The organism is Polaribacter sp. Q13, assembly GCF_016858305.2.
Taxonomy (GTDB): Bacteria; Bacteroidota; Bacteroidia; order Flavobacteriales; family Flavobacteriaceae; genus Polaribacter.
This window is the reverse complement of record NZ_CP074436.1, coordinates 2,923,867-2,943,672: the sequence shown is the minus strand read 5'-3', so window position 1 is coordinate 2,943,672 and position 19,806 is coordinate 2,923,867. Positions and strand designations below refer to the sequence as shown.

The 19,806-nt window shown below is 29.1% G+C and carries 19 protein-coding genes; 9 read left to right on the top strand and 10 right to left on the bottom strand.

Translation table 11 applies throughout. The features are described from left to right. Nucleotides 1–15 precede the first annotated feature (15 nt). Nucleotides 16–549, bottom strand: coding sequence for an RNA methyltransferase (locus JOP69_RS12300; RefSeq protein WP_203392885.1), 534 nt, complete (start codon nucleotides 547–549; stop codon nucleotides 16–18). Between the two features lie 88 nt (nucleotides 550–637). Here JOP69_RS12300 and mutS point away from each other — a divergent pair, with 88 nt between their 5' ends. Next, a complete protein-coding gene (gene mutS, locus JOP69_RS12295) occupies nucleotides 638–3,247 on the top strand; it encodes a DNA mismatch repair protein MutS (RefSeq protein WP_203392884.1) in 2,610 nt (869 codons plus the stop codon). After that, on the top strand, nucleotides 3,247–3,711 hold the full coding sequence (locus JOP69_RS12290) for an RNA methyltransferase (RefSeq protein ID WP_203392883.1): 465 nt from the start codon (nucleotides 3,247–3,249) through the stop codon (nucleotides 3,709–3,711). Before mutS ends, JOP69_RS12290 begins: the two co-directional genes overlap by 1 nt. A gap of 246 nt (nucleotides 3,712–3,957) precedes the next feature. Here JOP69_RS12290 and JOP69_RS12285 read toward each other — a convergent pair whose 3' ends face one another. The 6 genes from JOP69_RS12285 to JOP69_RS12260 form a co-directional block, all read right to left on the bottom strand. Continuing rightward, nucleotides 3,958–4,422: a zinc-dependent peptidase gene (locus tag JOP69_RS12285; protein ID WP_203392882.1), complete on the bottom strand. Its 465-nt coding sequence runs from the start codon at nucleotides 4,420–4,422 to the stop codon at nucleotides 3,958–3,960. Continuing rightward, on the bottom strand, nucleotides 4,382–4,693 hold the full coding sequence (locus JOP69_RS18840) for a zinc-dependent peptidase (protein ID WP_203392881.1): 312 nt from the start codon (nucleotides 4,691–4,693) through the stop codon (nucleotides 4,382–4,384). Before JOP69_RS18840 ends, JOP69_RS12285 begins: the two co-directional genes overlap by 41 nt. Before the next feature lie 191 nt (nucleotides 4,694–4,884). Continuing rightward, a complete protein-coding gene (locus JOP69_RS12275) occupies nucleotides 4,885–5,982 on the bottom strand; it encodes a reverse transcriptase family protein (protein ID WP_203392880.1) in 1,098 nt (365 codons plus the stop codon). A 169-nt stretch (nucleotides 5,983–6,151) separates the two neighbouring features. After that, complete coding sequence (locus JOP69_RS12270; RefSeq protein ID WP_203392879.1) at nucleotides 6,152–7,429, bottom strand: hypothetical protein; 1,278 nt, start codon at nucleotides 7,427–7,429, stop codon at nucleotides 6,152–6,154. A gap of 655 nt (nucleotides 7,430–8,084) precedes the next feature. After that, on the bottom strand, nucleotides 8,085–11,180 hold the full coding sequence (locus JOP69_RS12265) for a caspase family protein (protein WP_203392878.1): 3,096 nt from the start codon (nucleotides 11,178–11,180) through the stop codon (nucleotides 8,085–8,087). A gap of 931 nt (nucleotides 11,181–12,111) precedes the next feature. Beyond that, on the bottom strand, nucleotides 12,112–13,377 hold the full coding sequence (locus JOP69_RS12260; RefSeq protein WP_203392877.1) for a D-alanyl-D-alanine carboxypeptidase: 1,266 nt from the start codon (nucleotides 13,375–13,377) through the stop codon (nucleotides 12,112–12,114). An 89-nt stretch (nucleotides 13,378–13,466) separates the two neighbouring features. Between JOP69_RS12260 and JOP69_RS12255 the strand changes: the two genes are divergently transcribed. After that, the gene (locus JOP69_RS12255; protein WP_203392876.1) at nucleotides 13,467–13,793 is read left to right on the top strand and encodes a twin-arginine translocase TatA/TatE family subunit; all 327 of its coding nucleotides are present in this window, start codon (nucleotides 13,467–13,469) and stop codon (nucleotides 13,791–13,793) included. Nucleotides 13,794–13,803: 10 nt separating this feature from the next. Here the strand turns inward: JOP69_RS12255 and JOP69_RS12250 are convergent, their stop codons facing one another. From JOP69_RS12250 to JOP69_RS12240, 3 genes are all read right to left on the bottom strand, one after another. Next, nucleotides 13,804–14,445, bottom strand: coding sequence for an O-methyltransferase (locus JOP69_RS12250; protein ID WP_203392875.1), 642 nt, complete (start codon nucleotides 14,443–14,445; stop codon nucleotides 13,804–13,806). Between the two features lie 177 nt (nucleotides 14,446–14,622). Further along, complete coding sequence (locus JOP69_RS12245; protein WP_203392874.1) at nucleotides 14,623–14,886, bottom strand: hypothetical protein; 264 nt, start codon at nucleotides 14,884–14,886, stop codon at nucleotides 14,623–14,625. A gap of 3 nt (nucleotides 14,887–14,889) precedes the next feature. Beyond that, entirely contained in the window at nucleotides 14,890–15,456 is a 567-nt protein-coding gene (locus JOP69_RS12240; protein WP_203392873.1) for a sigma-70 family RNA polymerase sigma factor, read from the bottom strand. A 255-nt stretch (nucleotides 15,457–15,711) separates the two neighbouring features. Here JOP69_RS12240 and panB point away from each other — a divergent pair, with 255 nt between their 5' ends. From panB to JOP69_RS12210, 6 genes are all read left to right on the top strand, one after another. After that, nucleotides 15,712–16,530 (top strand): 3-methyl-2-oxobutanoate hydroxymethyltransferase, encoded by an 819-nt coding sequence (panB, locus tag JOP69_RS12235; RefSeq protein ID WP_203392872.1) that lies wholly within the window; start codon nucleotides 15,712–15,714, stop codon nucleotides 16,528–16,530. Between the two features lie 272 nt (nucleotides 16,531–16,802). Beyond that, complete coding sequence (locus JOP69_RS12230) at nucleotides 16,803–17,156, top strand: four helix bundle protein (protein WP_203392871.1); 354 nt, start codon at nucleotides 16,803–16,805, stop codon at nucleotides 17,154–17,156. Nucleotides 17,157–17,182: 26 nt separating this feature from the next. After that, nucleotides 17,183–18,121, top strand: coding sequence for a 2-hydroxyacid dehydrogenase (locus JOP69_RS12225; RefSeq protein ID WP_203392870.1), 939 nt, complete (start codon nucleotides 17,183–17,185; stop codon nucleotides 18,119–18,121). A gap of 356 nt (nucleotides 18,122–18,477) precedes the next feature. Further along, nucleotides 18,478–18,936: a DUF1801 domain-containing protein gene (locus tag JOP69_RS12220; protein ID WP_203392869.1), complete on the top strand. Its 459-nt coding sequence runs from the start codon at nucleotides 18,478–18,480 to the stop codon at nucleotides 18,934–18,936. A 3-nt stretch (nucleotides 18,937–18,939) separates the two neighbouring features. After that, complete coding sequence (locus tag JOP69_RS12215) at nucleotides 18,940–19,326, top strand: VOC family protein (RefSeq protein ID WP_203392868.1); 387 nt, start codon at nucleotides 18,940–18,942, stop codon at nucleotides 19,324–19,326. A gap of 32 nt (nucleotides 19,327–19,358) precedes the next feature. Beyond that, on the top strand, nucleotides 19,359–19,802 hold the full coding sequence (locus tag JOP69_RS12210) for a hypothetical protein (protein WP_203392867.1): 444 nt from the start codon (nucleotides 19,359–19,361) through the stop codon (nucleotides 19,800–19,802). The last annotated feature ends 4 nt before the right edge of the window (nucleotides 19,803–19,806 follow it).

The following is a 19,806-nucleotide window of genomic DNA, read 5'->3' as shown; positions in this document are numbered from 1 at the left end:
TATAAATTAAACCAACTATAATTTCCCCATTTTTTGAAATAAATCCCAAATAACAACTCCTGTAGTTACAGAAATATTTAAAGAATGTTTGGTACCCAATTGCGGAATTTCAATACACAAATCAGAGGCATTAACCACTTCTTGTTGCACTCCTTTAACTTCATTACCCATTACAATAGCATACTTCTCTCCTATCGTCGGATAAAAAGTGTCGAGCATTGTAGCATTTTCTGCTTGTTCAATAGACAGGACTTTTACATTTTCTGACTTTAATTTTTCAACTAAAGTCAAGGTATCTTCTACATATTCCCAAGCTACAGATTCTGTTGCACCTAAAGCCGTTTTATGAATATCTTTGTTTGGCGGAGTAGCGCAAATACCACATAAATAGATTTTTTCAATCAAAAAAGCATCAGAAGTTCTAAAAACAGAACCAATATTATTTAAACTTCTAATATTATCTAAAACTACAATTATTGGCGTCTTTTCAACAATTTTAAATTCATCAACTGTAATTCTTCCTAACTCGTTATTCTTTAATTTTCTCATATCTTGTGGATAAGTTCACGGCAAACTGCCAACTGAATACTGCCTACTTTTTCTATCTTCGCAAAACTAACTGAAAATTTCCAAAAACTTGGCAAAATCAAAAGCAAAAAAGGTAACTCCTTTAATGAAACAATACAACGCAATCAAGAATAAATATCCTGATGCAATGTTACTTTTTAGAGTAGGAGATTTCTATGAAACCTTTGGTGAAGACGCAAAAAAAGCTGCCGATGTTTTAGGAATTACCTTAACAAAACGTGGTGCCGGAAGTGAAACCGAAACTGCTTTGGCAGGTTTTCCGCATCACTCATTAAATACCTATTTACCAAAGTTGGTAAAGTTTGGAATGCGTGTTGCTATTTGTGATCAGTTAGAAGACCCAAAAATGACCAAAACCATTGTAAAACGTGGTGTTACAGAATTGGTTACACCCGGAGTTTCTTTAAACGACGAAGTGTTACAAACCAAAACCAATAACTTTTTAGCAGCTGTTCATTTTGATAAAAAACAACTCGGAATTTCTTTCTTAGATGTTTCTACAGGTGAATATTTGGTGGCGCAAGGAAATGCAGAATACATAGATAAATTGTTGCAAAATTTTAGTCCGAGTGAAGTCTTGGTTCAAAAACAACACAAACAACAATTTTTAGAACTTTTTGAAAACCGTTATTACACGTTTTATTTAGACGATTGGGTTTTTCAAAAAGAATATGCCAACGAAACATTACAAAATCATTTTGAAGTAAAAAGTTTAAAAGGTTTTGGAATCGAAGATGTTAAAAACGGAATTATTGCTGCCGGTGCAGTGATGTACTATTTATCTGAAACGCAACACAATCAGTTAAAACACATTCAGCATATTAGCAGAATTGCTGAAGATAATTATGTTTGGATGGATCGTTTTACGGTTCGGAATTTAGAATTGTACAACCCGAATTCCATCAACGCAGTTACCCTTTTAAATGTAATTGATAAAACAATATCGCCCATGGGCGGAAGATTGCTAAAACGTTGGTTGGCGCTTCCTTTAAAAAATATTGATGAGATTAAAAATCGTCATGAATTGGTCAAGTTTTTTATTGATTCAGATGAATTTTCTCAGACCGTAACCTATCAACTAAAACAAATATCCGATTTAGAAAGATTAATTTCTAAAGTGGCAACTGGTAAAGCTTCGCCAAGAGAAATTGTACTTTTAAAAGATTCTTTAAAAGCAATTCTTCCGATAAAAACATCCGCAGAAAGCAGTAAAAATAAAGCAGTAAAACAACTCGGTAATCAATTACACACTTGCCAAGATTTAATTGAAAAAATTAATGAAACCTTATTTGATGATGCTCCGGTAAACATCAACAAAGGAAATGCCATTGCAACGGGTGTTCATCAAGAATTAGACGATTTACGTGCCATTTCTAACTCTGGTAAAGAGTATTTAGATAACATGCTAAAGCGTGAAACAGAGCGCACAGGAATTACAAGTTTAAAGATTTCTTTCAATAATGTTTTTGGCTATTATATTGAAGTTCGGAATTCTCATAAAGACAAAGTGCCAGAGGAATGGATTCGTAAACAAACTTTGGTAAATGCAGAACGATATATTACCGAAGAATTAAAAGAATACGAAACTAAAATTCTTGGTGCAGAAGAAAAAATAGCCAAAATAGAACAAGAAATATTTTCTAAGTTATTACAATATATCATTCAATATGTACAAGTTGTACAAGAAAATGCACAGGTTATAGCAAAAATTGATTGTTTACTTTCTTTTTCTGTTTTAGCAATAGATAACAATTATGTGCGTCCGATTATGGATGAAAGCACCGATTTAGAAATAAAAAATGGTCGTCATCCTGTTATTGAAAAACAGTTACCGATAGATCAAGCTTATATTGCAAATGATGTTGTGTTGAATAGAACTCAACAACAAATAATTATGATTACCGGACCGAATATGTCTGGTAAATCTGCCATTTTAAGACAAACAGCATTGATTGTTTTATTGGCTCAAATGGGAAGTTATGTTCCGGCTCAGAATGCAAAAATTGGTATTGTAGATAAGATTTTTACCAGAGTTGGTGCAAGTGATAATATTTCGATGGGGGAATCTACTTTTATGGTAGAAATGAATGAAACGGCTTCCATCTTAAATAACGTTTCTGAGCGTAGTTTAATTCTTTTAGATGAAATTGGTAGAGGAACGTCTACTTATGACGGAATATCGATTGCTTGGGCCATTTCTGAGTTCCTACACGAGCATCCAACCAAAGCAAAAACATTGTTTGCAACGCATTATCATGAATTAAATGAAATGACTACTTCTTTTGAGCGCATTAAAAACTTTAATGTGTCTGTAAAAGAATTAGAAAACACCATTATTTTCTTGCGTAAATTGGTTTCTGGTGGCTCTGATCATAGTTTTGGTATTCATGTTGCCAAACTTGCAGGAATGCCGAATATGGTGATTCATAGAGCGAATAAAATTTTGGCAAAACTAGAAAAGAACAATAAAAACGCCGAAGTTAAAGACGTTTTAAAACAAGAACAGAATGAAGAAATGCAACTCAGCTTTTTTCAGTTAGATGATCCGTTATTAGAAAACATTAAAGAAGAAATTTTAGCCACAAATATTGATACTTTAACGCCTATTGAAGCCTTAATGAAGTTGAATGAAATTAAAAGAATGTTGATTAAAAAATAATGGTAAATAATTTAGAACAAGGTTTTTTCGGTATCGGAATTCAGAATGGAAAAACACCCGAAAATTTAGGTGTCCTTTGGCGTTCTGCCCAAAATATGGGTGCTAGTTTTATTTTTACTATTGGCAATCGCTATGCTAAACAAGCTTGCGATACGCACAAAGCCACTGGAGCAATGCCTTATTTTCATTACGAAAATTTTGATGATTTCTTTAACAACTTGCCAAAAGGCGCCATGTTAGTGGGGGTAGAATTAGATGAAAAAGCGGTACAATTAGAAACTTTTAAACATCCGAGACGTTGCGTGTATTTATTAGGCGCAGAAGATCATGGATTGTCTAATGCAGCTATTGAAAAATCGCATCATTTAGTAAAATTTAAATCGGAATTGAGTTTAAATGTTTCTGTTGCAGGAAGCATTATTATGTACGATCGACAAGCAAAGTTTAATTTTATAGTTGATTAAAAATCATTATTGTCCGATAAAAGACATAAGACCGCTTCGCTTTTAGAACCAAGAACCAAGACTTGACTCTAATACCTTGACAAAGAGATGTAACTTAAATTAAAATTAGTCTGCCTTTTCTCAGTAATTTTACTTTAAAAAAGCAAGGGTATCATCAAAAAAAACACATAAAACCCTTGTTTTGTAAGATTTATCAAACTGAAAAAAAATATTAATCGGACACTAATGATTAAAAATCCGTAAATATTATAAAATAGGATTCTTTTTATTAATTGGATCTTGCTTTAATAATTTCGTCATACTTTCATACAATTCTGGCTCGTTTTCTTTAAAATATGCTGCTTGTTCAAAAAAGGTTTCTAATGAAACAGAAAAGAACTCGACAAGATTTGTACCTGCATAATCCCTTAAAACGATGTTTTCTTTCGCTTTTATTTTTTTAAATTTCGTTTTTGCTTGACTTTTCCAATTTTCAAAATCACTATTATTAAATATTTTAGAGAAATAAGATCTTGTATGATTCTCGAAAATTAAACAATGACCAAATTCGTGAATAGATAAATTAAGTGCATCATCTGTAATTTTAAAACCTTTTTCTATTGCAGGCCAAGACATATTTACCTTTTTAGTTGCAATATTTACATCACCCTTAAAAACGGCTGTATTATTTTTATAAGAGTAAGAACTTGGGGCAACAAATAAATACATCATTAAACTTATTTAAAGTATCGGTTTTTAATCCAAATGTAATTTGAACAAAAGCACTCGAAATAATAATTTTCATTTTTTTATTTACAATGAAACCAGGCTCTGAACTGAAGTTTGTTGTAGAAATAAATAACAATGTTCTTAATTGAAAATTAGCTTTATGAACTTCTGAAAGATTTTTATAATATGAATTAGATTTTACTAAAACTTGATGACATTCAATTTTTGATTTTTTTCGATAAAAAGGAGCTAATATTTTATACTTTATTTTCAAATTTTAATGTTTTATAAAGTAAGAATGATAGTGACGAAGATGTTTAAAAAAGTAACGTTCTTGTGTTTGGTTTGGTTCGTGTTTTAAGCTACTAATTTAGTAAATAATTACCGACCAAGAAAGTCCGCGAGAACTTTCGTAAGTAGGCGAGAGGCCAGCAATAAATTATATACGGTGTTGTGCGTTCGTACTTATATTGGCCAATCAACTTTATTAAACTTATCAAAATATTCTTGACCTATTATTGGCTCAACAGAATAAATAAAGCAGATGTTCCCAAATAACCAATCTTTAAAGTTTCTATTCGTTATTTTAGCTTTTGTTAAATGCCCCATAACTCCATTTTTTAAACAATGAAATAAATGATGTTCAACCTCTTTCTTTTTTCGTCTTATAACTTTTACTTCGCTATTATGTACAGATAAACCTGTGACAAAAAATGGACTGCCTCTTTTAAGAAATTTGGTTTTACTAAAATTAACAAAGAGATTTTCATTATGAATTATTTTATAAACAATTTTCTTTATGATTTGTAATTCTATGCTATTTCCAGAAAAGGTCAAATCGTCAGCGTATCGTGAATAATTAATTTTTCTTTTTTCACAAAGTTTAGATAATCTATGGTCTAATCTCCTTAAAATTAAATTAGCTAGCTTTGGACTACTGGGTGCTCCTTGAGGTAAAACACCTTCTTTTTTATTAGTTAAATAAGATTTTAGTTTCTGTTCACTTTTTTCAAATGAGTCATAGAATTTTTCTTCGTGTTCTATTGTGCAAATTTTAGCGAATGAAACACATAAGTTTTCTTTATAACCTAATGATTTGAATATACCATAAATTCGTTTTTCATTGATTGAATCAAAAAATCGAAGTAGGTCTATTTTTAAAATACATTCTGAATTAAGGTGGCATTCTGCATTTTTTATAATTGATGTGTTCTTATCAAATCCTTTGCAAGAATGATGAGAAGGGATTTTCTCTAAAATATTATCCAGAATCCACCTTTGAAGAAATTTCAATTCGCTTACTGGGGTTTGAATAACACGATAACCGCCTTTTTTCTTTTTTAATTTGAATCGCTTATAAAAAACTCTTCTATTTGATTCACATATGGTTATTGTGTTTTTTATACTTACGGATGAAGTAAGACATAAATGAGGTAAAGAAAAAATAGGGGGAAATCCTTTTTTCGAAATTAATTCAATATATTCAGAAGTTTCTTTTATGAATTCTTCACTCCTTTTTAATTCAGCGGCTCTTTTTTTATAAATATCCAATGAGTAAGTCATAATGGCAACTCTTTTTTAAATTATGCGAAGCGTATTATGCCACAACTCTTGAATACTTGCAGAGATGTTGTGGTATGAAAGTTGATAAGTAACTTCAGCTAAACGTGAACAACTGTTCAAGTCACCTTTCTTATTACAATTTGTATTAAGACAAGATATTGCTTGCCATTTATGACTTCCCATTGAATGTTTTTGGTATGTAATTAATTTCTTTAATATTACAACTATTTCTGTTCTCATGCTTAAAATTAAAACTGTTCTTTATACATTTCTTAGCATCACTATATAGTTCTAATCCTTTTAGAGAAATTTCTAATTTCTTATTGAAAATCCCTTTCTTTTTTCCAATGCTAAGATATTCTAAATAATCCGAATGCAAAATACCTAACCTTTGACATATATTGAAATCGGAAAAACCTTCTCTTTTCAATTTTAAAATTGCATAAAGAGAAAAATCAATATGATTTACAGAGTCAAATATTTTTTCACCTCTAGTTATTTCATAAGTTACAAATTCTTTTCGAATTCTATTTGTTCCAAATTCTTGCAACAGACTTAATTCAAAAGAAATATTTTTTCTAAAATCTCTTGCTTTTGAGATTTTGTGATGATTAAATCTAGGCAGTAATGATACCCATTTAAACTCAGTTGAACTTTCTTGCCAAAATATTGGAAGAGTATTATTTGGACTACCATAGAAAAAACCAACCATTGATTGAGAATTAGAAAATCCTAACGCGCTCGTATATTTTAATTTACCTGATTTTAATTTTTCTGGCCTTGTTAATTTTTCCCCATATTTATAAGCGATTTTTCTATGTTCTTTTTGATTTCTATATCCAAAAAAATTGGCATCACTAGAGAAAACTTTTTTATAAATGTTTGAATGAGGTATTCGTATTTCATCAAAAATATTTTTTATTTTATTAATTCCATACTCCATTCCAGCGACTCCTATGAATATTACTTTGTTATATTTTTTACGGATATTTATTAAATCACTATTGTAATAATCACTAACTGACTTACCTGAACCAATGAAATCATCTATTAATATTAATGTATTATGAGAACTATCATAATCGTTTAAAATAGAACTATTTTGGCATAACTTAATTCTATCGGGATTACATTTAAACGTATTTGTCTTTTTTATTAGATAACTCATCATACTCCCGCTTTTTCCAAATTCTCCAATTGGGTGTATAACTAAATTCTGTTCTTTTGGTAGTTTTCTCAAGACTTGATTTAGCTCAGTATGAAAAATCTCTTCTATTTCATTTGAAGTATAAATTGTGAAACGTTTTATAAAATCAATTGCAAATGTTAACTCTTCTTTTTCGAAATTATTTAGCCATCTTAATATTCCCATTGGGTTAACCACGTTTTTTAGCCTTTTAGAAAGGATATCAAGTGTAATACTATCTATATGAACTTTAATTGACATATGTTTTTTCTTGTATGACGCACAACGTTTTGGTATAAAAACAGTTGCGTTTTAAGTGCGCGAGGAATTTCCGAAGGAAATTCAGAAGCAAACTTAAAAAAGCAATAGCCTTTGGTTAAGCACTAATTTAGCATTTTTTTTTATACGGTGTTGTAATTTCGTTGTGAAACATTTGAGTAAACACATTTTGGTTCCGTTTTCAACATTTCAGCGTTTGAGTGATTTCCTACATTTTAACTTTAAAACACTTTTTCTAAAAAAAAACCGTGAGAAAATTCCGCATTTTTGGTTTCGAGTTTGAGTAAATTCCAACGTTTTAATTCCGCAAAGATTTTCAATTCCGGTTGATTTGTAATTCGCGAGAGAGTGTTCCACAAAATTCAGTTTTCCAACATTGCTAAATTCCAAACTTGAGTGAATTCCACAAAGATTTTCAATTCAGAATTTGAGTGTTTTCCAGTTTTTTTACAAATTTAATTCGTTTTTTTTCAGCGTTTCAATTTTTCTGAACAATGAATTACAACGTTGTTGTATATGGTTTGTTGCGTGTTTTAAGCACCTAATTTAGTAAATAATTACCGACCAAGAAAGTCTGCGAGGACTTTCGAAAGTAGGCAAGAAGCCAGCAATAAATTATATACGGTGTTAGCCATAGTTATTTTTTCATTAGTTTAGAAATTAATTCAATTATAGAAATTATTTTTTTTGTTTGTTTTCCTTCGGTTATAAACTTTAATAACTCTTCTTTATGATTAGGGTTAATAAAAGTTTTCATATCCTTATATGTTTTATCTTTTTCGTTTAAAAGAATTAATTCATCTTGTAAAAGTTTTACTAAATTTTTGCCATCAATACCAAACGAATTTATTTTACCGAATTTATTTGGTTCTAAAACTATCCAATCGGTCAATCTTTTAAATTTTCCATTTGAATAAAAAATACGAGTAAAACTCTCAAGTAATAATTTTGATTTTTTTAGAGTATTTTCTTGGATTTCGTTATTGACTTCATAGGCTAAATCTAAACTGTTATCTTCATTGTTACAATTAATAAAATTAACTTTTGGAATTGTTGTCGCTTTTTTATTTTTACCTAATCCTTCTAAATTACAATTATAAAAGAATGTATTATTATTGTTATTACACTCCCAAAATAAGTTGTAATGTATAAAATCACACTTCTCAAAGGTTATATTAGAAAAATTAAAGCGCACTTTAGATTCTAAACTATTTATATACATTAGTTTGACATTATTTAATGTATTGTGACCGACAGAGAATAAATCTAAAAGTAATTTCGTGTTATGCTCTCTACTAATTGAAAAGAACTTAATATTTATAGATAAAGCTAAATTAAATAAGCCAGATATGGCTTTTCGTTTAGTTTTATAATCATCTAAATCATACTCATTTGTTTGTTCTATTAAATCACGTATTTTAAGGATATTGTCTTCTGTCCAATTTTTAGTGTTTTTTACGATATAATTAATAGTATCAGAACCGTGTGTTAACTTTTGACCAATAAGCTTGATTAAATCAAAATCTATAGGTTTTTCATCATCAATTTCCAGCATTTTCCTTAGAAATAAACTAGTGAAATAATTTTCAAAAAAATCATACTTAAAAGAAAATAGCTTAGTTTTTCTTGTGAATAATAGAAAAGGATGAGTTTGTAACGAATTTATTGTGTTATTATCTATATCTTTTAAATTAAGTGTATTAATTACGAAGCTTTTGAGTTCATCTTCCTTTATAAAACCTTTATTGTAAATAGCAAGTTGATTAAAAATAAGAATTTGAGAATCTACTGGAATTTGTTTTACTCTTTTTTCTTCTCTTTCACAAATTCTATAAATTATATAATCAATTTTATTCGTCTGATTTAGCCAATTTGATTCAACTGAAGAGTCTGAAAATAAAACTTCTTGGTCACTTTCAACAATTTCTTTTATTATATCTAATACGAAAGGATGGTAGTACGCGATATTGTTTTCATCAGGAATGTTAAAATCTTCAGAAATGGAAATTGCTTTTTTCTCCTTTCTTTCGTCAGGTCTAAAACTTTTATTGAAGAACTTATCTCTTCTTTCTATATCAAAAGGTTCTAATTCAATTGATTTAATTGATTTGTCAATAATATTAGTTTTGTCCCAGAAAAATGTCCTTGAAGTGATAACTATTTTAGTATTTCCTAAGCCAGAATTAGAACTTATTATTGAATTAAAGAAATGGTCTATATCTAAATAAACTGACCTTGAAACTATTTCTTCAAGTCCATCAACAATTAAAAGTAAGTTTCCTGCATCCATACTTAAAGAAAATAATTCTTTGTCAATAGAGCTCTCGTTTGAAGAATTAGAAGCAATGTAAAGGTTATACAAGTCTAATTTGTCTCCTGTTCTTTGTTGTTTATTTAATTGTTCTTGAATCTCAAAAGAGTCTATAAATAAAACATTTCTCCTTTTAGTTTGGCTATATTCATCAGAAATATATTTTGCAAAAGTTGTTTTTCCAATTCCAGCAGTTCCTTTTACAACAAGAATTGGACTATCTGTTTCTTCAAACCATTTCTTAATATTTAAGTTTTCACTTTTATAATTTGGTTCAATAAAATTTTTAATATTTAAATATTTCTCATCATCATCATCAAGATATTTTTCAATTAAACCTTCTATGAATTCATCTACATAATAGATGTTTAAAGGTTTAAATAACGATTGAATATTATTTTTTCGTTTTTCGAAATTTACTTGATTTTTTTCTTTAGGAATAAAAATGATGGTGTTGTTCTTAAAGATTACAGGATGTTTTTCTTTAAGAAATTCTAATGTTTTTGTTTGGATTATACCTTCATATAAGTACAAGTAAAACGTGACACTTCTCTTTACTTTATCTTCTTCACGAATTAAATGAAAACCAATTTTGTTCGCTTTACTTTCATAGATTTCAATTTCCTCAATTAAGTTAGACGTTGTGTAATTTGATATAATTTTTTTAAATAGCTTATATCCTCTAAATTGATTATTGTCTAATTCTTTTACGTCTTTAATTTTAAAGATATATTCGCCTCCTTTATGATTTTGGTCTGAAAGAGGGTAACCTTGTGGTTTCTGTAATAAATTAGAGTCAAACCTAGTCTTAACAAATTCTATTATTGAACCAAGTCTAATGTCATTTTTAGCATTTGAAAGAAATTCAATTATACTTTCTCCGAAGTAACTATTCTCTCCTTTACTACCACAATATGTTACTTCTCTTCCAGATGTTAATGCCCATCTTGAACTATATGTATCTAAATCAATAGATGTAGATTTACTTGGGTTGGTAAGAAGTAAAGATGTTGCAAAACAACAATCTGAAAGAATAATTATATGCTTGGAATTTATTTTGGATACTAGATTTAAAATTGTTTCATTTCCTATCCAGTTTGTTGTATTTTCTTGATGTCCATCAGATGGTACCCAAAAACCTCTATCAGAACTTTTCTTTAAACCACCGTGACCAGAAAAATATATTATCAGACTATCTTTTTCATTTAAAGTCTGAGAATAGTTTTCTAATTCATTTTGTATGTTAATACTTGTTGCATTTTCATTTATCAATTCAGTAATAAAATCATTTTCAAAAAAATACTTTTCAAGTAATACATACTTAAAATCTTGAACATCTTTAACACAGGTAGTGAGTAAACTTCCTTCTCCTTTAAATTTAGGGTATCTGTCTATTCCTATTAAAAGTAGATGGTTTCTCATATTTTTTTTTAATTATGGCTAACGGAGGGTTGTAAGGTTAGTAGCGCCTTTCACACTATAAGTTCTTAAACCGCTCATTTCAGTAAAAGTAAAAAAATATTTCTCAAACAAGCTAAAAACAGCTATTAACTTTACAAGTTGTTAGATAACGTAGTGCCGCCAAAAGTTCACTGCACTCAATGGCTTATTTTATGCACTATTCACCTTTTTTTTCTAAATCGAACCAGAATGCTCAGAATTAAGATAATAAGTAATAACTTATAAAACAGTTTATCAGCAAATATTTACTAGATTTTTTGCATTTAGATTTAGAAAAAAAAGGATGGTTACTCACGAACTCTTTTTTTGGATCAGATTGAACCAGAACGCAAACAATAACTTTCCAAATAAGTTTAATAACTAATTTCATTAAAAACTAAAAAAAAAATCGGAGAAAAAATTTCGTTGAAAAATAAGCAATTAATATCTTAGTTTCTGGCTTCAAAAAGTGTTTAAAAAAGCATATTCCTTTGATGCGTTTAAATCCCAAAAAAAGAATTCTAAGGCTATTAATCAGCAAGTAAAATGAATTGTTGAGGTTACTGTTATTCAGCGATTAAAATGCACTAAACTTCGTCTAGGCACTATGATTTTCTAACTATCTATATAACAGTAAAAATTTATTTTATCCCCTAAATTCAAAGGGTTTAAAAAAAAGTATTTACTTTTCTAATTATTTTTAGATATTTAGATTTAGTAATTTATTATATAGTATAAATATACTTGTTAATAACAAAACAGTAAAATTTATTTTTTACTAAAACGTCTCGAAAATTTGAATAAAAAATATACCGCGGCCGCCAAAAATATTATTTGAATTACTTGCCAAATAAAAACTCCTCCACTAAAGTCGTTTATTAATTCTTCCATAATATATTTTTAAAAAAAAACTTTAATAATTATCTCTCAACTCTTCAAAAACAGTTTGCATTTTACTTTTTACATCAGCATTAGAATGCATAAAATGATTATTCATATAACTGAATATCAAAATCTTACCAGATTTTGTAATTAAGTAACCACTTAAATTATAATTGTTCCCCAAAGTACCAGATTTTGCATGAATATATGGTTTTGGATTCCCAGAAAACCATTTTTTTAAAGTCCCTGTTTTTCCTCCAACAGGAAAAAATTGAAACAATCGTTCTTCAGGGATCTTTTGATACATTTTGGTTAAAACTTCCACAAAAGAAATGGGTGTAAATAAATTATACCTACTCAATCCAGAGCCATCTACCCAACGTGGTTTTTGTTGTAAATCTTTCAATTGATTTTCTAATAGATAGTTTCTTGCTTTTGCAGAACTTAACGTGTCTGAAAGAGTGGATGAAGCTAAAACTAAAATCTGTTCTGCTAAAAAATTATCGCTTACTTCCATCATTCTTTTAAACAAAGAGTCTTTAGGAATACTATACGCAATTGTAGACGGTTTTAAAGTCGATTTATGAATTAAACTTACTTTGTTAGGTAAAATATCATTCCAGAGATTTAAAAGCAAAGAATCGCTTATAATCATCGGAATTTCAGTATCTCTTTTTCTATTTCTTCCAAAGTAAAAAGAATTAGAAAACTCTTTTCTACCGTAACTTTTATCCGTTATTTTTAATTTATCAGCAAAATAATAAGGAGTTACATTTATGGAATCTTCATTTTGGACTGCTACTACATTTCCATACATAGGAAAAGCACTTCTTTCTGGACTAAAATAACTATCAAAATCTTCCCAAGCCCAACCTGGTCCATATCTTTTATCAGAGATATTATTGGTAATTAAATGTACTTTTTTATATTTTTTTGCCAATTTTAAAGCAGTACTATCTTTAAAAAATGGATGTAAAAAAGTAGGATCTCCTGTGGCTTGTATTGTAATTGTATCTTTATTTACAGCGTATTTAAAAGCCGGAATTGAATCTGGTAACATTTCTAAACCGGTAAACAGTGTAAAAATTTTGGTATTACTTGCGGGTGTAAAATACTTATCTGCATTATAATTATAAAGTACTTTATCTGCTTTTACATCATAAATATAAATGCCTGTAAATTGATTTTCAAAAAAAGGAGTAGTCATTATTTTATCTATATTATTTGATAGATTTACTACTTTACAACCAGCAATACTAGTGGTTAAAATAAAAATTACAAGTACTCTTTTAAGCATTTACACTATTTTTAAAATATTTTGTTTCTAAACTACAAATATTTTAGTTTGTGAAGATTATATATTGAATAAATATTTACCTTTGTTTTATGAATTCTACTCTTTTATTTATTAGTGGTCCAGAGGTTATGGTTGTCATGTTAATTGTGGTGATGCTTTTTGGTGCAGATAAGATTCCTGAAATAGCCAGAGGATTAGGAAAAGGAATGCGTCAGGTAAAAGATGCAACCAATGATATTAAGAGAGAAATTAACGAAAGTTCTAAATTACCAAAAACAGAAACTGATTCTACCAAAGAAGTTACTCAAGGCGTTAATGAGGAATTAAAAAGTATTACAAAAGACATTAACAAAGGAATTAATTCTGTAAAAGATAATATTGAAGATCTAACAGGACCAATAAAAAGAAATTTTTAGTCGTTTTTTATTATTTCACTCTACTAACTGTTAAACCATCTCTAATTGGTAAAAGAACAGTTTCTATTCTATCATCTGTATTTAATAGTTTATTATACGCTAAAAGTACTTTAGTGTCTTTGTCTTTAGCATCTAATTTTTCTACCACTTTACCACTCCAAAGTACATTATCAGACAAAATAATTCCGCCAGAATTCATTTTATCAATAATTAAATGAAAATAGTTGATGTAATTCTTTTTATCAGCATCAATAAAAACCAAATCAAACTTCTCATCAATAGTTGGTATGATCTCTATGGCATTACCTACAATTTGTTTTATTTGACTTCTAAAACCAGATTTCTCAAAGTATTTATTTTGAAGATTTTCTAGTTCCTCATTCTTATCTAAAGTAAAAATTTTTCCTTCGGATGCTAAACCTTCCGCTAAACATAAAGCAGAATAACCAGTATAAGTACCAATTTCTAAAATGTTTTTGGGTTGCATTAATTTTGAAATCATAGACAATACTCTCCCTTGAAAAGCACCACTTAACATTCTAGGATTCAATACTTTTTGCCAAGTTTCTTTACTTAATTCTTTTAAAATTGTTGGTTCTTGTTGCGAATGTTCCACAACGTAATTATCTATATTTTCTGGTAAAAAATGCATCTGATATCTGGTCGAGCGCAGTCGAGACCTTATTAAGTTTCTCTAAAAACCTCTCGACTGCGCTCGAGAAGACAAAAAGCTAAAGTACAAAAAAACGGAATCTATATTTCTATAAATCCCGTTTCAATCTAACAAAAAATCAAAAATTGTGATTTTCTAAAAATCACCAAAATATTTTTATATCTTAATTTTATCTAGCTCCTTTTTCAAAGCTTCCTTTTCTTCTTTACTTAAACAACGTTTTGTTTCTTTACAGCTTTTTGCATGCCCTTTATACAAATTTGTAAGCGTATTATTTTGCTTTGTATATAAAGAACAAACCTTACATCGTAAAAAATGAATACTTAATTTCACTTTTTCTCCTAAAGTAGCAGCTCCATATTGGCTTTTGTCACAAATGGTTGTGGCTTCGTCGCAAGTAATTCTTAAACTTTTAAACATTTCTTAATTATTAAACCAATTATCTTCCATACATTTTCTGAGCTGTGTTCTTGCTCTATGAATGATAACCCATAGGTTAGACGCCGTAATATCTAACTCCTTACAAATTTCTTCAGTTTCAAACTCTTGTATGGTTTTCATTCTAAAAACCATCGCATATTTTTCAGGTAAAGCATCTATACAAGATTCTAACTGACTTTTTAATTCTTCGTTTTCAATGGTTTTTTCAGATTGATTGTCCCAACTCTGTGGCACTCTCTCTTCTATCCAATTACCTTCATTTTCACCATCATCATAAAAATTCATTCTAACTTCGGCTTGTCCTTTTTTAGAATTTATTTTACGGTAATGATCTATTATTTTTCTTTTTAAAATAGAAATTAACCAAGTTCTTTCCGTTGATTTACCTTGAAAATTTTTGGCAGATTTTAATCCGGCAAAAAAAGTATCTTGAACTAAGTCTTTAGCTAAATCACCGTTATTTACACGTACAACAGCATAATTATACATATAATCTGCATAATTATCTATCCATTTGTCTGTATTTAATAAAACTTGCTCTTGTATCATTTGATAAATAAAATCCAAATATAATGTTATTCTGTATTACTTTAAAATTTCGTCTCCGATTTATAGCTACCAAAATAATTAACCTATTAAATTTTGCGTCTGAAAAACATCAATAATCTGTATATTTTATAACGCAATAAATCTAAGCAAATAATCAATTCATATTTTTTATTTACTTAAGATTAACGAAAGATTAACTAGTTTAATATTTAATGCTTTTTCTTACATTTACAGTCATTAAAAAAAACATAAAATATGTCAGCAGCAAAAAAAGAATATAAAAAAGTTACGGTAAAGTCTTTAGTAGATATGAAGAAAAATGGAGAGAAAATTTCCATGTTAACTGCGTATGATTTTACAATGGCAAAAATTTTAGATGGCGCTGGTATTGATGTGCTTTTGGTTGGTGATTCTGCCTCTAATGTTATGGCAGGACATGAAACTACATTGCCTATTACTTTAGATCAAATGATTTATCATGCAAGTTCTGTTGTTAGAGCTATCACTAGATGTTTAGTGGTTGTAGACTTGCCTTTTGGTAGTTACCAATCTGACCCAAAAGAAGCACTGCGTTCTGCCATTAGAATTATGAAAGAATCTGGCGGACATTCTATTAAATTAGAAGGTGGTAAAGAAATTAAAGAATCTATAAAAAGAATTTTAAATGCCGGAATTCCTGTAATGGGGCATTTAGGTTTAACACCACAATCTATCTATAAGTTTGGTACCTATACCGTTAGAGCAAAAGAAGAAGAAGAAGCAGAACAATTAATGGAAGATGCGTTAATGTTAGAAAGACTAGGCTGTTTTGCCGTTGTTTTAGAAAAAGTACCTGCCAAATTAGCCAAAGAAGTTGCAGAGGCAATCTCTATTCCTGTTATTGGTATTGGAGCCGGAAATGGTGTTGACGGTCAGGTTTTAGTAACCCATGATATGTTAGGAATGACGCATGAATTTCATCCTCGTTTTTTACGTAGATATTTAGATATGCATACAGAAATGACTGGTGCCTTTAAAAACTATATTGATGATGTAAAAAGTGGCGATTTCCCAAGCGATAAAGAACAGTATTAATTTAGATGGTTAGATGGTTAGATGGAAATTTCTAAAATCCAATATATTAAACTACCAATAATCTGTTAAATTGGATTGTTAGATCGTTAGATTGTTGGATTGTAATTTCTAATAATCTAAAATACTAAAAATCTAGTAATCTGTTTATTTAGGTATATGTATAGAATAGACTCGTAATTCAAAAATATTGTTCTCTAATAATATGGATTGTTGGATTGTAATTTCTAAAAATCTAGTAATCTAGTAATCTAGTAATCTAAAAAAAATAAAAAATGCATCGCTATAAGGATTTAAAGTTTTGGCAGTTAAGTAGAGTCTTTTGTAAAGATATTTACCTTATTACAAAGTATTTTCCTAATGATGAAAAATTTGGATTGACATCTCAATTAAGAAGAGCATCAGTATCAATTCCATCAAATATTGCTGAAGGAGCTTCAATGGTATCTAATAAAGATTTTGCTCGGTTTTTAAGAATTTCCTTAGGTTCTTGTTATGAAATAGAAACTCAATTACTAATTTCATGTGATTTAGATTTTATTCAAAAAGAAGAATTAGAAAAACTTCAACACACTTTAGACCAAATTATAAAAATGATGTCAAGATTTATTTCCACTCTAAAAATCTAAAAATCAAACTATCTAAAAATCGAATTTTGAAAATACTACACCTAGACTCAAATCATCCTTTATTATTAAATCAATTAAACGATTTAGGCTATACGAACCATGAAGATTATACTTCTTCAAAAGAAGAAATTTTAGCTAAAATTCACAACTACGATGGTTTTATAATTAGAAGTCGTTTTTCTATTGATAAAGCATTTTTAGATAAAGCAACCAATTTAAAGTTTATTGGACGTGTTGGTGCTGGGCTAGAAAATATAGATTGTGAATATGCAGAAAGCTTAGGAATTACTTTAATTGCCGCGCCTGAAGGAAATAGAAACGCTGTAGGAGAACATAGCTTAGGAATGCTATTATCATTATTTAACAAGCTAAACAAAGCGGATAAAGAAGTTAGAAACGGAAAATGGCTACGCGAAGAAAACCGAGGTATTGAACTAGACGGAAGAACAGTTGGTTTAATTGGTTATGGAAATATGGGTAAATCTTTCGCTAAAAAACTACGTGGTTTTGATGTTGAAGTACTGTGTTATGATATAAAACCAAATGTTGGCGATGCTAATTGCAAACAAGTTTCTTTAGAAGAATTACAAGAAAAAGCAGCAATTTTAAGTTTGCACATACCACAAACCGAACTTACTCAAAAAATGATCAATGCCGATTTTATAAATGGTTTTAAAAATAATTTTTGGTTGATAAATACTGCACGTGGAAAATCTGTAGTCACCAAAGATTTAGTTTCAGCTTTAAAAACGGGTAAAATTTTAGGTGCAGGTTTAGATGTTTTAGAATATGAAAAAGCATCTTTTGAAAATCTTTTTTCTGATGATAAAATGCCAGCAGCTTTTCAATATTTAATCAATTCAGAAAACGTTTTGTTAACGCCTCATGTTGCTGGTTGGACCATTGAAAGTAAAGAAAGATTAGCGCAAACCATCGTAGATAAAATTAAGGCTAAATTTTGTTAGATACTTTTATAATATAAAACCTAACAAGAAATTACATAGGTTTGTGTTATCACTGTTATGGGATTTCTCCTAAAGTCGAAATAACAATTTTGTGTGTTTTTTATGTTCAGCTATGGTTACACCCAGATTTGTCATTTCGACCCTTTTGGGAGAAATCTCATAAAGTTGCTCAGTTTTACATTAGCTTCTTTATAGGTTTATTCAAAACTTCTAATTCACAAAATATGTTTAACTTGTAATCCTTTCTCTTTCCGAACAAAGAATAAGAAGAACCTTATTATTGTCAAATTTGAAGAGATTTATCAATCAACAAAAAAAGTCTCATTTCAAAATGACAATTGTATACACCTAAAATTATGCAATACAAAGCCACATCAGCAGAAGATTATATAGATCAGGTTCCGGAAGAACGTAAAAGTGCGTTACATAAATTACGTAAAATCATTAAAGAAAACCTACCAAATGGTTTTGAAGAAGGCATTCAATACGGAATGATTGGGTTTTATGTTCCTCATAAATTGTATCCAGACGGATATCATTGTACCCCAAAAGAGCCCTTACCTTTTATGAGTTTTGCTTCACAAAAAAATTCTATAAATTTATATCATAGCGGTATTTATGCCATTCCAGAAATTAAAGATTGGTTTGTCAACGAATATCCTAAACATTGCAAACGTACATTAGATATGCGTACAAGTTGTATCCGTTTTAAAAAAATCGAAGAAATTCCTTTTGAATTAATTGCTGAATTATGTAAAAAAATAACTGTTGATGAGTGGATCGCAGTTTATGAAACTAATATTAAAAAGAAGTAGTTTATGAAAAATAGAGTTACAGGAATTGGTGGAGTATTTTTTAAATCTGAAGATGCAAAAGCAGCCAAAGAATGGTATAAAAATCACTTAGGTTTTAATACAGATGAATGGGGTTGTACTTTTTGGTGGAAAGATGAAAACGGAAATAAATGCTCTACACAATGGAGTCCGTTTGCAGAGGATACCAAACATTTTGAACCTTCTAAAAAGGACTTTATGTTTAATTATAGAGTAGAAAATTTAGTAGAATTATTAGCTGAATTAAAGAAAGAAGGTGTTACTATTGTAGGTGAAATGGAAGAATACGACTATGGTAAATTCGGTTGGATTTTAGACAACGAAGGAAATAAAATTGAGCTATGGGAACCTATTGATAAAGCTTTTCTTTAGTTTTACATAACAATAATATAATCAAAAAAATCATGAAAGAAAAAAATAAAAATTCAGACGAAGAAGTAAAAAAAGCAACAAGTTCTATTGCTAATGAAACAAAAGAGAACATTGAAAATACCAAACAGAAATCTAACGAATTTGCAGATACTGCAAAAGAGAAAACAACCGAGTTTGTAGATGATGCTAAAGAAGCTTTAGAGAGTGCAAAAGAAAAAGTAAACGAGCTTTTATCTGATGAAAATATAGAAAAGGTAAAACACAAAGCAGAAGAATATACAGAAATAGCAAAACAAAAAACAACTGAGTTTACAGAAGACGCCAAAGAAACTTTTGAAGACATTAAAGAAAATGCATCTGAATTAGCTGGAGAAGCTGCAGAACATTTAACTGATTTTGCAGAAGATGCCAAAGAGGAACTAAAAGAGATCAAAGAAAAGTCTAAAAGCTTTTTACAACGCTTATTCGGAAAATAATAAA